Here is a 14,928-nt window from a genome sequence, read left to right on the forward strand (position 1 = left end):
CCGCGAACCCGCGCGTTGCCGGTCTTACGTCCGGCAGCGCGCGGTGTTGCTATCGAACGTAGCGCGAGCCCGGATGATCGGACGGCAATCGGGGCCCGGCGGCAAACAGCTTGTCGCGGTATGTACCCGGCTCGTATTCATCGCGATACAGGCCGCGCCGCTGAAGTTCCGGCACCAGCAACTCGACGATATCTTCGAACGTCCGATGAGCGGCGATATAGGTCAGATTGAACCCGTCCAGGCCGGTTTCGTCCATCCACGCTTCGAGTTCGTCGGCGACCTGCGCGGGTGTGCCCGCGATGAGCGGACCGCGCCCGCCGAGCGACACGTATTCGACTGCCTCCTGAACGGTCCAGACGCGATCCGGATCGGCGCTCGAAAACGACGCCAGCGCGGAGCGGCCCGCATCGGTGTCGACGTAGGTGAGCGTGTCGTCGGGCGCATACGCGGCGAGGTCGATCCCGGTCCATCCCGACAGCAGCGCGGCGGCCCCTTCGTGGCTGGCGCGCGACCGGTACTGTTCGATCTTGTGCCGGACGTCGTCTTCGGTGCGTCCAACCACGACGGTCAGCATCGCGAAAATCTTGATCTGCGCCGCGTTGTCGCGCCCGGACGCGCTGGCCTGTGCGCGAATGTCCGCGACATTGCGCGCGATGATCTTGCGGGTCGGCGCAGCGACGAACACACATTCCGCGTGGGTGCCCGCGAACTGTTTGCCGCGACCCGAACTGCCCGCCTGAAACAGCACCGGCGTGCGTTGTACGGACGGTTCGCACATATGAAAGCCAGGCACCTTGAAGTAATGGCCTTCGTGCCCGATCGGATGCACCTTCGACGGGTCGGCGTAGATGCCGTTGACGCGATCCTTGACTACCGCGCCGTCCTCCCAGCTGCCTTCCCACAGCTTGTAGCAGACGTCCATGTACTCGTCGGCGAGGTCGTAACGCTGGTCGTGCGAAAGCTGGCGGTCGAGGCCGATATTGCGCGCTGCGCTGTCGAGATACGACGTGACGATATTCCAGCCGATGCGCCCGCGCGTCAGGTGATCGAGGGTCGTCATGCGTCGGGAGAAGGTGTACGGGTGCTCGTATGACAGCGAACAGGTCACGCCGAAGCACAGATGCTCGGTGACTTGCGACATCAACGGAATCACCGCGAGCGGGTCGTTCATCGGTATCTGCGCGGCTTGCCGCAATGCAGCGTCGGGGCCGCCGTCATAGACGTCGTAGACGCCCAGCACATCGCCGAGAAAGACGGCGTCGAAGCGGCCGCGTTCGAGCAGGCGCGCGAGATCGGTCCAGTATTCCGGTTCGAGGTAACCGGTTGCGCGGTCGTCGTCGGCGGTCCACTGACCAGGGGCCAGGTGCGCGACGCAGTTCATCAGGAAGGCGTTGAAGCGGATGGTTTTTTTCACGGTGGATAAGGCGCGCGAAGAGCGTCGAAACGGGACGGCAAGTGTATGCGTGATCGCGTCGATTACATATCCGCATTGCTGGATTGCTTATCACGCGGTGCGCACGGTGTGATCGGGTCGCCGTTTCTGCCATTGCGGCGGAACAGATGTCCTTAGCATATGTTGTTGGTTCATTTGCGCAGGGGTTTTTGCTACCGTCGGGCCTTTGCTCCTGTTGCGGCCCTCGCGCCGAATGCACCCATGACACAAGACGCACACGACGCCCGCGATGCCCTGTTGCGGGTCAGCAAACTCAATGTAGCCTATGGCGCGCAGCGGGCGGTGGTCGATCTCGACTTCGATCTCAAGGCCGGCGAAACGCTGGCGCTGGTCGGCGAGTCGGGATGCGGAAAATCGACGACGGCGATGTCGCTGTTGCGCCTGCTGCCGCGACACGCGACGGCAAGCGGTCGCGTGCAATTCGAAGGCGTCGATCTGCTCGCGATGGATGAGCCGCGCCTGAGTGCCGTGCGAGGACGTCGCATCGCGATGATCTTTCAGGAACCGATGACGTCGCTGAATCCGGTGCTGACGATCGGCGCGCAGGTGGGCGAAGCGCTTCAGGTGCATCTGGGCCTATCGGCGCGTGCGGCACGGCGGCGGGCGATCGAATTGCTCGATCTGGTCCGGGTGCCCGAGCCGGAACGCCGCGTCGACGATTACGCGCATCAGCTGTCCGGTGGCCAGCGCCAGCGCGCGATGATCGCCGCTGCGATTGCGTGCGAGCCAGCACTGCTGATTGCCGACGAACCCACCACGGCGCTCGACGTCACGGTGCAGGCGGAGATTCTGCAACTGCTCGATTCGCTGCGCCGCGATCTCGGCATGGGTCTGCTGTTGATCACCCATGATCTGGGCGTGGTCGCCGATTGGGCGGACCGCGTGGTCGTGATGTACGGCGGCCGCGCCGTGGAGCAGCAACACACGGCGGGGTTGTTCGCCGCGCCGCGTCACGCGTATTCACGCGGATTGCTCGGCGCAGCGCTTCATGTCGATACCGACCGGCACTATCTGGAAGCACGGTTGCCGGAGATTCGCGCGGACCGCACCGCTGCGGGCGAACTCGAATTCACGCTGGAAACGCCGCCGATGCCGGTCTTGCCCGCGTTGCCGCGCGGCACGGATCGACCCGGCGCTTCGGTGGCTGCGCCGCTGCTTGCCGTCGAACAGCTGAACACTTCATACGACACGCCGCAAGGTCGGCGTCACGTGGTGCGGGACGTTTCGTTTTCCGTGGCCAAAGGCGAAACGGTCGGACTGGTCGGCGAGTCGGGTTGCGGCAAGTCCACGCTGTCGCGCACGATCATGCGGCTGGTCGATCCTTCGTCGGGACGCATCGTGCTCGATGGTGTGGACATCGCGCGCTTATCGCGACGCGCGCTGACTCCGTATCGGCGGCGGCTGCAAATGGTGTTTCAGGATCCGTATTCGTCATTGAATCCGCGGCAAACTGTCGAGCAGATCCTGCAATTCGCGCTGTCCGTGCAAGGCGTCCTGCCGGCTGCCGAGCGCGGCCGACGCATCGCGTCCATTGTCGATGCCGTCGGCTTGCCGTTGTCGGCGTTGAATCGCTATCCGTATCAGTTTTCGGGTGGACAGCGTCAGCGGATCGGGATCGCGCGGGCGCTGGTGCTGAAGCCCGCGATGCTGATCTGCGATGAACCCGTGTCGGCGCTCGACGTGTCGATTCAGGCGCAAATTCTGAATCTTCTGGTCGATCTGAAGGCCGAGTTCGGCTTGTCCCTGCTGTTCATCTCTCACGATTTGTCGGTGGTCCGGTATATCGCGGACCGCGTGCTGGTGATGAACGCCGGCACGATCGTCGAAAGCGGTGCGCCGGACGCGCTGTGGTCCGCGCCGACGCATCCGTATACGCGTTCGCTGATTGCGTCGATGCCGGGGCGGCGGCGCATCGAACTGGGCAACGCGGCGTACGCTTGAACCACGGCCGCGTCGTGAAAGACGCGGCGTCATCGTTCGATACGCTGCCCCAGCATGCCCGCTAGCCCGTCGCTTAGCAGATTCAGCGCAAGAACCGTGACGACGATCGCAAGGCCGGGCAGCGTCGCGATGTACCAGTCGGTGCGCAGCACTTCGCGTCCGGCGCCCACCATGTTGCCCCAACTCGCGATGTTGGGATCGCCCAGTCCGAGAAAAGCGAGCGCCGATTCGGTGAGGATCGCGGTCGCAACCAGCAGCGATGTCGAAACGATCACAGGGCTCAGCGTGTTGGGCAAAATCTCGGAGACGATGATCCGGAGATCGCTCGCGCCGATCGCGATGCTCGCCTGCACCATCTCGCCATGACGCAGCTTTTGCGTTTCCGCACGCACCAGACGCGCGAGATTGGGCCATGACGTGATGCCGATCGCCATCGCAATCGTGACGACCGACGGTTGCACGATCGCGACGATCGCAAGCGCGAACAGAAAGGGCGGCACGGTCTGGAAAAATACCGTCACCCGATTGATCTCGCGATCTACCCATCCGCCGAAGTACCCGCCGACCAGACCGGCCGTCACGCCGATCAGCAGGCTGATCGCGGTCGATGTCGCGGCGATCAGCAGCGACGCGCGCGCACCGTAAAAGATGCCTGACAGAATGTCGCGGCCGAGCATATCGGTGCCGAGCGGGAAAGCCGGGTCGTGGCCGGGTCGCAGGAACGGTTCGGCGACGAGTTCGAGCGGATCGCCCGGACGCAGCCAGCCCGCCGTCGCAGCGATCACGACGATCGCCAGTAACACGATCGCGCCGATCGCCGCCGACGGCCAGCGCCGCGCGCGACCGAATAACCGGAACACGCGGCGAGGCGGGCGAGGTTCGACAAGGGAGCGGGCAGCGTGTGTGTCGAGAGTGTCGGGCATGTCAATGCTTTGCAATTCGGGGGTCGAGCCATTGGTTGATGGCGTCGGTGGTCCAGTTGATCAGGACGACCAGAATCGAACTGCACAGCAAAATGCCGAGCAGCACGTTCAGGTCGCGGCGCACCAGTGCGTCGAATGCCAGTCGCCCGAGTCCGGGCCACGAGAACACCGTCTCCACGACAATCGCACCGCCGACGATCGAGCCGATCTGCATCCCCAGCATCGTCACGAAAGGAATCAGCGCATTGCGCAGGATATGCACCCGGAACAGACGCGCGGGCCGAACGCCGCGCGCGACAGCGGTGCGAATGAAGTCTTGCCCGCGAACCTCGATGACGCTTGCGCGGATCAGACGGATGTATGCCGCAAGATAGAACAGCGACAGCGTCACGGCGGGCAGCACCAGATGACGCAATACATCGGCGGCCCGCGCGAAACCCGTCAATCCCGACGAGACGGTTTGCATCCCGCCGACCGGCAACCAGTCGAGCCAGACCGAGAAGACCACCACCAGCATCAAGCCGACCCAGAACAGCGGTGTAGCGAAGCAGATTAGCGACAGCGTCGACACCAGCACGTCCACGATGCGCCCGGCTTTCCATCCTGCCAGCGAGCCGAGTACGAGCCCGAACACCGCCGCGATCAGCACGGCGGCGCCCATCAGCAGCAACGTCGCGGGAAGCCGCGTCCAGATCAGATGCGAGACGGACATGCCCTCGCGAAACGAATACCCGAGGTCGAAACGCGCCAGGTGTTCGAGATACCTGACGAACTGATACCACAGCGGCTGGTCCAGTCCGAACTGCTGACGCAACGCCGCGATGTACTGTGGTGACGCGGAGCCCGACTCGCCGGCGATGACCTGCACGGCGTCGCCGGGTGCGAGCCGCAGCAGAAAGAAGTTGACGACGGCGATGCCCAGCACGATGCCGAGCAGTTGCCCGAGCTTGCGGAGAGCCGCGACGGCGGCGCCTCTCCCCGAGGTGCGCGGCGGCGCGAGGCCGCCAGCCGAAGCGGTGTCACTCATGTTTCGACGGGTCCGTGTACCACGCGTTCTTGAACGACCCATACACCTGATCGACACCGCTGACCGTGTCGTGAAGATCGGATGACTCGAGCGTGAAGAAGTGCAGTTCAGTGAGCGGCAGCGACGGCAGATCCGTCTGCACGATGCGCTGGAACTCCTTGAACAGACGCACGCGCTCGGCCTGGTCGCCGGAACTCTGCGCGTCGCGAATCAGTTGGTCCACCTTCGGATTGCGATAGCCCGAGCCGTTGGTGAACGGAATGTTCTTGCCGATACTGTCGGACTGGTAATCGCGCGTCACGCCGACCTGCGGATCCGAAAAGCCCGCATACCATTGAATCGTCACGTCGAAATCGCGGTCGCCATAGATGCGATGCGTGTAGGTCGGCGTGTCCTGATTGCGGATATCGGCGGCGATGCCGATCTTGCGGAATGCCTGCTTGATGAACTCCGCACTGCGCAGGAATTCGTCGCCGTACGGCAGATAGTCGATCGTCAGCTTGAAGCGGATGCCGTCGGGTCCGGCCTTGTAACCGGCCGCATCGAGCAGGGCATTGGCCTTCGCCACGTCGTACGGATACTTCGGCACGTTCGGTTCGAAGAACTGCGTGAGTGTCGATACGACCGGGCTGACAGCCGGTTTGCCGAAGCCGTACCACACCACGCGGTTATACGCGTCGCGATCGATCGCGCGATACAGCGCCTCGCGCACCCGCACGTCCTTCACGAAAGGCCGGTCCACATTGATATCGAGGAACAGCCACGGCGATAGCCATTCATAACCCTTCGTTTCGATGCGCAAGGTCGGCAACTTCGCGAGCCGTTGCGCATCGCGCGCGGGAACGGGGCTCAGCGGCGCATATTGCACCTCGCCTTTTTCGAGCGCGGCGGTACGCGCGCCACCATCGGGGATCACGCGGTAGATCACCTTGTCGAGATACGGCTTGCCGGCGTCCCAGTAGTTCGGGTTGCGCTCCAGCAGAATGTAGTCGCCTTTCACCCACTTTTTGAATACGAAGGGACCGGTGCCGACGGGCTTGTTGTTATACGGATTGTTCAGAATATCCGTGCCTTCGTACAAGTGCTTCGGCAACACCTGCGCACCATTGCTGTTCAGCGAACTCAAAACCGCCAGCGACGGCTTGCTGAAATGAATGATCACCGTATAGTCATCCGGCGTATCGACGCGATCCACGTTGGCGAACAGCGCCTGATTGCGCGGATGGTATTTTTTCCAGACGTTTTCCAGCGTCCATTTCACATCCGCCGATGTAAACGGTGCACCGTCATGCCATTTGACGCCGTGACGCAGGTTCAGCGTCAGCGTCTTGCTGTCCCCGGAGAGTCCCCATTTCACTGCGAGGCCGGGCTTCAGATGAAAGTCCTTGTCGTATTCGATCAGGCCGTCGAACACGTTCGTGCTGAAAATCCCGGTCGGCGACGACGTGCTCAACGCAGCGGTGAGAATGACGGGCTCGGGTTGCGCAATGACGGTCAGTGTGCCGCCGTGTTTCGGCGTCTGGGCGTAAGCGCTGCTCATCCCGACAATCAACGCTGCGCCTAGCACGCGGCGTGTTGCACGACTCCATCCCTGAATGCTGCTGCTGATCGACACGGTGTGTTCCCCTTTTGACGCTGTTGTTCGTATGGCGCTGATCGAGCCGCTCAAGTGAGCCGTCGACGATAGCAACGCGTCTGCCGGGCAGGAACCAATTAAATCTGCTGTGCATATTCGGGGCAGCGCGTCGGGATCGTGCAGACGCAGCGACGCGTAGATGCTTATCGGATTTTCTTCGTTGTCGCGAGAAACGCGTCACGGTATGGTCGTCGTCCGTTCGTCCCTGACGCGACCGGAGGATGCTGCGTCGGGTGCGACGAACCCATTGAACGGATCGAAACGATGAGTCACGAAGACGAAACCCGCTTGCTGTCGGCGCTGGAACGGAAGAACGCGCATGCACGCGCATTCAGGCAGTTTTCGCGGACGCACTGGAGCGACGGCAAGCTCAGCAGCCGCGACAAACATATCGTGGCGGTGGCGGTCGGGCAGGTGACGCGTTGCGAGTACTGCATCGAACATCATGCGGAGATCGCGCGGCAGTTGGGCGCCACACTCGACGAACTGCTCGCGGCCGCCTATATCACGGCCGCAATCGAAACGATCGAAACCGGTGAGATCGCAGTGAGTCCTGCGCTGGATGTCGATGTAAAGGGTTCGGTGATCGGCGGATCGTCAGTCGGGACATCCCGCGACGAATTCGTCGCAGCGATTCTGCAGAACGACACGTTGCCGCTCGAATTGCGTCTCGTCAGTAGCGCGACGGTGGCGTTCGCGCAACGTCGCGACGCGCTGCGGCGCACGTTTCATCAACTCGCGATCGATCACGGCGTGTCGCCGGATGCGCTCGACGAGGGTTACGCGATTGCGGCTGTCTTGCGCGCGGGTGCCGTCTACGCGCATACGCTTGCGATCGCGAAGGTATTCGATCGGTGAACCGCACGGGGCGCGAACCCCAATCGTCAATTTCTCTTTGCGAGCGCTTATGAGCACACGTAGCGGGCATTTGCGCCTCGGCGCGTTTCTTTATCCGTCCGGGCATCACATTGCCGCGTGGCGGCACCCGAAAGCGCAGGCGGACGCCGGTGTCAACTTCCGTCACTACGTGCAGCTTGCGCAGGCGGCGGAAGCGGCAAAGTTCGATCTCGTGTTTCTCGCCGACGGCGTCGGAACACGTGGCGACGACGTCGAGTTCCTGAGTCGCACCGCGCATAGCTACGTCGCGCAGTTCGAGCCGATCACGTTGCTGTCGGCGCTGGCCGCCGTGACCGAACGTATCGGTCTGGTCGGCACCGCCTCGACGAGCTTCAACGAGCCGTACCATATCGCGCGCAAATTCGCGTCGCTCGATCACATCAGCGGGGGGCGTGCGGGCTGGAATCTGGTCACGACGTCCAGCGAACACGAAGCCAGAAACTTCAATCGCGATCGACATTTCGAACACGCCGAGCGCTACGCACGCGCAACCGAATTCGCCGACGTCACGGCCGGACTATGGGACAGCTGGGACGACGACGCCTTCGTCCGAGACAAGGCCGCAGGGCGGTTCTTCGATCCATCCAGGCGACATGTGCTGGATCACAAGGGCACGTTCTTTCAGGTCAGAGGGCCGCTGAACGTCGCACGCGCGCCGCAGGGGCATCCGGTGGTGATGCAGGCGGGATCGTCGCAGGCGGGCCGGGAACTGGCCGCAAAAACCGCCGAAGTGATCTTCACCGCGCAGCAGACCTTGCAGGAGGCGATCGATTTTTACGCGGACGTGAAAGGGCGTCTGCACGCTTATGGCCGCGAGCCGGATGACCTGAAGATCATGCCGGGCGTATTGCCGATCGTCGGGCAGACCGAAAGCGAGGCGCGAGAGAAGTTCGAAGAACTGCAGTCGCTGGTCGATCCGAAGGTCGGACTCGCGTTGGTGTCGGGACTGACGGGGGGCTTCGACCTGTCGTCGTATCCGCTCGACGGTCCCATCCCGCCATTGCCCGAGACGAATGCGAGCAAGAGTCGTCAGTCGCTGACGCTCGACCTTGCGCGCCGCGAGAACCTGACGATCCGCGAGCTTTATCTGCGCGTCGCGGGCGCACGTGGACACTGGCAACTCGTGGGCTCGCCGGAGCAGATCGTCGATCAACTGGAAGAGCGTTTCGTGAATTACGGCGCCGACGGTTTCAACGTGATGCCACCGTTGTTGCCGGATGGACTCACCGATTTCGTCGAACTGGTGTTGCCTGAACTGCGGCGGCGCGGATTGTTCCGCGACGAATACGAAGGGCGCACGTTGCGCGAGAACCTGGGCTTGCGACGGCCACGCTCGCGCCGGACATGAAGCACGATATTCCCGGATTGGTCCGGACGCATTCCTGTTATCACGTTACCGCATTAGCACCCGAGAATTCCTTTGTTCGCCGCACTCGACCCCGCTGCTAAAGTCAGCCGCCTGAGTGCCGGATGCTGAGGGCACATCACGACAACATAGATTCGATTCACGGGGATTCAACATGAAAACATGGACTCGCGGCGCTGCCGTGCTGGGGCTCTTGCTGACGATTTCGGGCGTCGCGCACGCTGACAGGCTGGACGATATCAGGAAGGCGGGCGTGTTGCGCGTCGCGACCTTCGACAGCAATCCGCCGTTCGGTTTCGTCGATCCGAAGACCAACCAGGTTGTCGGCCTCGATGTCGATTACGCACGTGCGGTCGCCGCGAAACTCGGCGTCAAGCTCGAGATCCAGCCGACCAATCCCGCTAACCGGATCGCGTTCCTGAAGTCGAACAAGGTCGATCTGGTGTTCGCGAATTTCACCATCACCGACGAACGCAAGAAGGAGATCGATTTCAGCACGCCGTATTTCGCCTCCGGTACGCAGTTCATCGCGAAGAAGGGCGTACTGACGTCGCCGCAGCAGCTTGCCGCTTTGCGCATCGGCGCGGACAAGGGAACGACCAACGAACAACAGGTCCACGCCCAGTTCCCGGCCGCCACCATCGTCGCTTACGACGACACGCCGTTCGCGTTCGCGGCGCTGCGCGCGGGCAACGTCCAGGCCATCACGCAGGACGGCCCGAAGCTGGTCGCATTGCTGGCCAATGCACCGGACAAGACGAAGTACGAAATCCCGCCGTTCACCATCTCGAACGATTACGAAGGCGTGGGTGTGCCGAAGGACGAACCGCGTCTGCTGGATGCGGTGAATCAGACGCTGGTCGGCCTCGAAGCGAGCGGCAACGCCACGAAGATCTATGACCAGTGGTTCGGTCCGAAGAGCCGCGCACCGTTGCCGCGTCTGTTCAAGATCGGCGACGCGCAAAAAAGCTAGGCGCGCTCGCGCTTGCTTCCCGGCCTGCCGTTTATCCGACGGCGGGCCGGTTTCGTTTGGCTCGGCAAAATCGGTTTTGAATGATGACAATGAATGGATGGCTCGAAGCCCGCTACACCGGTTGGATCTGGCATGGATTCGCGATGACGTTGGGGTTGTCGGCCAGTGTGATCGTCAGTGCGACGCTTTTGGGTTTTGTGCTGGCACTCGCGCGTAGCGCGAAGGTGTCCGCATTGCGTCGGGCGGCTGCGGCTTATGTGCTGGTCTTTCGCAATTCGCCGCTGCTGGTCCAGTTGCTGTTCTGGTATTTCGGGGCTGCGACCTTGATGCCCGACAGCGCGATGACCTGGCTCAATACACCGCATCGGCTCGCTGTCGGACCGATCGCATTGAGCTGGCCGAGCTTCGAGTGGGTCGCGGGCTGGATCGGTCTGACCTGCTATTCGACGACCTTTATCGGAGAGGAATTCCGGGCGGGACTGCGCGGCGTTCGCGCGGGCCAGCACCAGGCTGCGGCCGCGCTCGGCATGACCCGCCTCACCGCGTTCCGTTACGTGATCCTGCCTCAGGCGATACGTGTCGCGATTCCGCCTTTGGCCGGGCAATACATGAATGTCGTCAAGAACTCTTCACTGACGATGGCGATCGGGCTTGCGGAGTTGTCGTATGCATCGCGTCAGGTCGAAACCGAGACACTGAAGACGTTCCAGTCTTTCGGGATGGCGACGGTGCTTTACATCGCGATCATCGCCGCGCTCGAAGTCGCCGTGGTGCTGTGGCAGCGGCACGGCAACAGCGCGTTGTCGGGTGCGCGTCATTCACGCGGAGGCCGCGCATGAGTCCGTCCGACTGGTTGCCGCTGCTCCGTTACCTGTTGGTCGGTGCCTTCCCGAATGGTCCGCTCGGCGGCGTCGCGCTCACGGTTGTCCTCGCGCTGAGCTCGGCGATCCTGTCGGCGCTTCTCGGGCTGGCGGGCGGCGTGTTGCTGGCGATGACCCGCGGTGCGGTGCATAGCCTGTTGCTGGGGGTGATCGGCTTTTTCCGGGCCATTCCGGTTTTGCTGCTGATCTTCTGGACCTTCTTCCTGATGCCGGTGCTGCTGCATATCGATGTGTCCGGTCTCGCGACGGTCGTTTGCGCGCTGGCGCTGATCGGCGGCGCGTATCTGTCGCATTCGGTGCAGGCGGGCATCGTTGCGGTCGGCGAGGGGCAATGGCAGGCGTCGCTGTCGCTGGGGATGACGCGTGCCCAGGCGTTGCGTCACGTGCTGTTACCCCAGGCGATCCGCATCATGACGCCGTCGTTCGTCAATCAATGGGTGTCGTTGATAAAGGACACGTCGCTGGCGTATATCGTCGGCGTTCCCGAGTTCACGTTTCTCGCGAATCAGGTGAACAGCCGGTTGATGGTCTATCCCGCGCAAATCTTTATCTTCGTCGGACTGGTCTATCTGATCTTGTGTTGCGCGTTCCAGTGGGCGGCGACCTGGCTGTTGACGGCCGTTTCCGGCCCGCGTCCCGATCCGTCAACGCCATAGCGACATGGGCGTGCCCGCGCCGTTCGACGAAGCTTTCGCCCGTCGCCCCGTCTTACGATTTCACTTCGCGGGCCGGCAATTTCCAGTCTGCGCGGACGAAGTGGCACGTGTATCCGTTGGGAATCCGCTCCAGATAGTCTTGATGTTCCGGTTCGGCTTCCCAGAAGGGGCCGGCCGGCGCAACCTCGGTGACGACCTTGCCCGGCCAGAGGCCAGATGCGTCGACGTCGGCGATGGTATCGAGCGCAACCTGCTTCTGCTCGTCGCTCAGATAGAAGATGGCTGACCGGTAGCTCGTTCCGACGTCGTTGCCCTGACGATTGCTGGTCGAAGGGTCGTGAATCTGAAAGAAGAACGCCAGAATCTGGCGAAAGCTGATCCGGCTCGGATCGAACACGACTTCGATCGCCTCGGCGTGGGTGCCATGATTCCGGTAAGTCGCATTCGGCACTTCACCGCCGGTGTAACCGACGCGCGTCTCGAGCACGCCGTCATGGCGACGCAGCAGATCTTGCATACCCCAGAAGCATCCACCGGCAAGCAGGGCGGTTTCGGTTTGAGTTGTCATACCAGGTTTCTCCGTCAAAGGCGTGCTTTCACGAACACGCCAGTCTTAAGTAAGTTCACATGCTAGCGAACCGCTAATACGAGTGCTACTGCGGACCGCTGCGTGCCGTTAGCCGCGGCCCTCACGGCGCCACGGCGCGGGATCGAACGCCTGTTTCGCGGCGTCGAGAAACACCCGCTGGCGACTCGATACGCCGTGGCGCGTCGGCAGTAGCGCCATCACGGGCGCCGGCTCCAGCCGCCATGCCGGCAGCACGCGCACCAATTTTCCCGACGCGATCAGCCGCGCCGCATCCCATTCCGAACGCTCGATGATCCCCAGGCCGTCGAGCGCCCAGTCGCTGATGACGGTGCCGTCGTTCGACGACAGCGCGCCCGACATCCGGATCGTGACAGCTCTGGCGGCGGTTTGTCCTTCGGTTTCGGCCTGCATGAAGCGCAAGCGTGTCACGTCTTCGTCGTTCTCGCGCAAACAGAGGCATTCGTATTGCGCGAGCTCGGACGGATGTGCCAGCTTGCGCAGGCGTCGCGCGAAGGCAGGGCTGGCGCACAGGTAGCGCTCATTCGGCGCAAGGTAGTGACCAACCCACGACGACGCCTTGATATTACCAATGGATACGACGACGTCGGCGCCCGCCGCCGCCGTGAGCGGACTGTCCGACAGCGCGAGCGAGATCGTGAGCTTCGGATGCGCGCGATGCAGGTCACGCACCAGCGGCGCGATGTGCGCCCGTCCAAAGCCGAATGGCGCGACGATCCGCAGATTCCCCGTCGCGCTGCCCATTTCTCCGGAGACGCGAGACGGAATGGCTTCGATTCTTTCAAGCAGTTCGTTGGCTTCCTGGTGCAGCCGCTGGCCTTCATCCGTCAGTGAGATACCGCGCGCCTCGCGCACCGCAAGGCGCACCCCTAAACGCTCTTCGAGCCGCTGTAGCCGGACCGTGACGGCGGGCGGTGTCAGATTCAGAAGTCTCGCCGCTGCGGCCAACGAGCGCGACACGCCGAGTGCACGGAACAGACGCATGTCGTCCAGTTCGATCATTAACCAGCCTTTAACGATGGATTTAGACCATATTAAACACGACAAACTTCTGGCTTTCTATAGTGAATCGCATGAACTCAACTCACTCCGCCTCTGATGATTACCGCGTCGATCCCGAGATCTGTCGCCGCTTCTTTATCGACGGCCGCTGGACGTCACCCGCCCAAGCTGGATCGATGCCGGTCGTCAACCCGGCAACGGAACAGGTGATCGCCGAGATTGCGCGGGGTTCGGCGCAAGACGTCGATCGTGCGGTCGATGCCGCGCGTGCTGCGTTCGATGCGTGGTCGGCGACGTCCGTCGGCTTTCGCGCAGCGATTCTCGAGCGAATTCATCAGCTGATTATCGACCGCACCGAAATGCTCGCGCAGGCGATCTCGCTCGAGATGGGTGCGGCGATCGGCTTTGCGCGCGCCATGCAGGTGCCGCTCGCAGCGGAGCACGTGCGTGTTGCGTGCGACGTGCTGAAGGGCTATCGCTTCAGCCGCGTTGAAAATGGCACGGCCGTCGTGCGCGAGCCGATCGGCGTGTGCGGTCTCATCACGCCGTGGAACTGGCCGCTGTATCAGATCACGGCGAAAGTGGCGCCCGCGCTTGCCGCCGGCTGCACGGTGGTCCTCAAGCCGAGTGAGTTGTCGCCGCTCAGCGCGTTGCTGTTCGCGCAGATCGTTTACGACGCGGGTTTGCCGCCTGGCGTTTTCAATCTGGTGAACGGCAGCGGCCCCGATGTGGGCGAAGCGATTGCCGCGCATCCGGATATCGACATGATTTCGATCACCGGCTCGAACCGCGCGGGCGCACTGGTCGCGCAGGCCGCCGCCCAGACCGTGAAGCGCGTAACGCAGGAACTGGGCGGCAAATCCGCGAACGTGATGCTGCCCGATGCGGATTTCGCGAAAGCCGTGCCGCTCGGTGTGATGGCTGCGTTCCGCAACGTCGGTCAGTCTTGCAGTGCGCCGACGCGGATGGTCGTGCCGCGCGACCGCCTGGCCGAAATCGAGGCGCTGGCCGCGACGATCGCCAATGCAATCGTCGTGGGTGATCCGCGCTCGGAGCACACTGTGCTCGGGCCGCTCGCCAACGAGGCTCAGTTCAATCGCGTGCAGACGATGATCGATGCTGGCATCCGCGACGGCGCGAAGCTCGTGTGCGGTGGTCCGGGCCGCGTGCCGGGTTTCGACCAAGGTTTCTACGCAAGACCGACGATTTTCTCCGGCGTCGATCCGCTGATGCGGATTGCTCAGGAAGAGATCTTCGGGCCGGTGCTGTGCATCATTCCGTACGACACCGTGGACGACGCAGTCCGCATCGCGAACAGCACGTCGTACGGACTGAGCGCGCACGTTCAGGCTCAAGACCTCGACGCCGCGCGCGCCGTGGCGACGCGGATTCGCGCCGGGCAAGTGCATATCAATCATCCGGCCTGGGACCCGTATGCGCCGTTCGGCGGATACAAACGCTCGGGCAATGGGCGCGAGTACGGCGTCCACGGACTCGAAGAGTATTTCGAAACGAAAGCGATCATCGGGTTCGGTTGAATCCGCAATCAACCGTCACACTGCTCAC

13 protein-coding genes are annotated in these 14,928 nt (G+C 62.8%); 7 read left to right on the forward strand and 6 right to left on the reverse strand.

The features are described from left to right. Positions 1-49 precede the first annotated feature (49 nt). On the reverse strand, positions 50-1,414 hold the full coding sequence (locus tag PW947_RS10325) for an LLM class flavin-dependent oxidoreductase (RefSeq protein WP_299631397.1): 1,365 nt from the start codon (positions 1,412-1,414) through the stop codon (positions 50-52). Between the two features lie 240 nt (positions 1,415-1,654). Between PW947_RS10325 and PW947_RS10330 the strand changes: the two genes are divergently transcribed. Further along, entirely contained in the window at positions 1,655-3,394 is a 1,740-nt protein-coding gene (locus PW947_RS10330) for an ABC transporter ATP-binding protein (RefSeq protein WP_299631398.1), read from the forward strand. Between the two features lie 29 nt (positions 3,395-3,423). Here the strand turns inward: PW947_RS10330 and PW947_RS10335 are convergent, their stop codons facing one another. Genes PW947_RS10335 through PW947_RS10345 form a run of 3 tightly spaced genes read right to left on the reverse strand, consistent with a single transcriptional unit; the run spans position 3,424 to position 6,884 of the window. Continuing rightward, entirely contained in the window at positions 3,424-4,317 is an 894-nt protein-coding gene (locus PW947_RS10335) for an ABC transporter permease (protein ID WP_299631400.1), read from the reverse strand. 1 nt (position 4,318) lies between these two features. Further along, complete coding sequence (locus PW947_RS10340; RefSeq protein ID WP_299631401.1) at positions 4,319-5,344, reverse strand: ABC transporter permease; 1,026 nt, start codon at positions 5,342-5,344, stop codon at positions 4,319-4,321. After that, a complete protein-coding gene (locus PW947_RS10345) occupies positions 5,337-6,884 on the reverse strand; it encodes an ABC transporter substrate-binding protein (RefSeq protein WP_299631402.1) in 1,548 nt (515 codons plus the stop codon). The genes PW947_RS10340 and PW947_RS10345 overlap by 8 nt, the downstream gene beginning before the upstream one ends. A gap of 360 nt (positions 6,885-7,244) precedes the next feature. Between PW947_RS10345 and PW947_RS10350 the strand changes: the two genes are divergently transcribed. From PW947_RS10350 to PW947_RS10370, 5 genes are all read left to right on the forward strand, one after another. Next, complete coding sequence (locus PW947_RS10350) at positions 7,245-7,838, forward strand: carboxymuconolactone decarboxylase family protein (protein ID WP_299631403.1); 594 nt, start codon at positions 7,245-7,247, stop codon at positions 7,836-7,838. Positions 7,839-7,887: 49 nt separating this feature from the next. After that, positions 7,888-9,225 (forward strand): LLM class flavin-dependent oxidoreductase, encoded by a 1,338-nt coding sequence (locus PW947_RS10355; protein ID WP_299631404.1) that lies wholly within the window; start codon positions 7,888-7,890, stop codon positions 9,223-9,225. A 172-nt stretch (positions 9,226-9,397) separates the two neighbouring features. Next, positions 9,398-10,216 (forward strand): ABC transporter substrate-binding protein, encoded by an 819-nt coding sequence (locus tag PW947_RS10360; RefSeq protein WP_299631405.1) that lies wholly within the window; start codon positions 9,398-9,400, stop codon positions 10,214-10,216. An 89-nt stretch (positions 10,217-10,305) separates the two neighbouring features. Next, positions 10,306-11,055: an amino acid ABC transporter permease gene (locus PW947_RS10365; protein WP_299631601.1), complete on the forward strand. Its 750-nt coding sequence runs from the start codon at positions 10,306-10,308 to the stop codon at positions 11,053-11,055. Beyond that, complete coding sequence (locus PW947_RS10370; protein ID WP_299631407.1) at positions 11,052-11,753, forward strand: amino acid ABC transporter permease; 702 nt, start codon at positions 11,052-11,054, stop codon at positions 11,751-11,753. Before PW947_RS10365 ends, PW947_RS10370 begins: the two co-directional genes overlap by 4 nt. Before the next feature lie 52 nt (positions 11,754-11,805). On the opposite strand, the gene msrA is transcribed toward PW947_RS10370, so the two are convergent. Then, on the reverse strand, positions 11,806-12,321 hold the full coding sequence (gene msrA, locus PW947_RS10375; RefSeq protein WP_299631409.1) for a peptide-methionine (S)-S-oxide reductase MsrA: 516 nt from the start codon (positions 12,319-12,321) through the stop codon (positions 11,806-11,808). Positions 12,322-12,429: 108 nt separating this feature from the next. After that, entirely contained in the window at positions 12,430-13,362 is a 933-nt protein-coding gene (locus tag PW947_RS10380; RefSeq protein ID WP_299631410.1) for a LysR substrate-binding domain-containing protein, read from the reverse strand. 71 nt (positions 13,363-13,433) lie between these two features. Between PW947_RS10380 and PW947_RS10385 the strand changes: the two genes are divergently transcribed. Beyond that, the gene (locus PW947_RS10385; RefSeq protein WP_299631411.1) at positions 13,434-14,900 is read left to right on the forward strand and encodes an aldehyde dehydrogenase family protein; all 1,467 of its coding nucleotides are present in this window, start codon (positions 13,434-13,436) and stop codon (positions 14,898-14,900) included. Positions 14,901-14,928 lie beyond the last annotated feature (28 nt).

The organism is Paraburkholderia sp., assembly GCF_028283785.1.
GTDB lineage: Bacteria > Pseudomonadota > Gammaproteobacteria > Burkholderiales > Burkholderiaceae > Paraburkholderia.

Coding starts and splice junctions, on each gene's coding strand:
- PW947_RS10330 (WP_299631398.1), top strand. CDS start 1,655: ATGACACAAGACGCACACGACGCCCGCGATGCCCTGTTGCGGGTCAGC.
- PW947_RS10335 (WP_299631400.1), bottom strand. CDS start 4,317: ATGCCCGACACTCTCGACACACACGCTGCCCGCTCCCTTGTCGAACCT.
- PW947_RS10340 (WP_299631401.1), bottom strand. CDS start 5,344: ATGAGTGACACCGCTTCGGCTGGCGGCCTCGCGCCGCCGCGCACCTCG.
- PW947_RS10345 (WP_299631402.1), bottom strand. CDS start 6,884: ATGAGCAGCGCTTACGCCCAGACGCCGAAACACGGCGGCACACTGACC.
- PW947_RS10350 (WP_299631403.1), top strand. CDS start 7,245: ATGAGTCACGAAGACGAAACCCGCTTGCTGTCGGCGCTGGAACGGAAG.
- PW947_RS10355 (WP_299631404.1), top strand. CDS start 7,888: ATGAGCACACGTAGCGGGCATTTGCGCCTCGGCGCGTTTCTTTATCCG.
- PW947_RS10360 (WP_299631405.1), top strand. CDS start 9,398: ATGAAAACATGGACTCGCGGCGCTGCCGTGCTGGGGCTCTTGCTGACG.
- PW947_RS10365 (WP_299631601.1), top strand. CDS start 10,306: ATGAATGGATGGCTCGAAGCCCGCTACACCGGTTGGATCTGGCATGGA.
- PW947_RS10370 (WP_299631407.1), top strand. CDS start 11,052: ATGAGTCCGTCCGACTGGTTGCCGCTGCTCCGTTACCTGTTGGTCGGT.
- msrA (WP_299631409.1), bottom strand. CDS start 12,321: ATGACAACTCAAACCGAAACCGCCCTGCTTGCCGGTGGATGCTTCTGG.
- PW947_RS10380 (WP_299631410.1), bottom strand. CDS start 13,362: ATGATCGAACTGGACGACATGCGTCTGTTCCGTGCACTCGGCGTGTCG.
- PW947_RS10385 (WP_299631411.1), top strand. CDS start 13,434: ATGAACTCAACTCACTCCGCCTCTGATGATTACCGCGTCGATCCCGAG.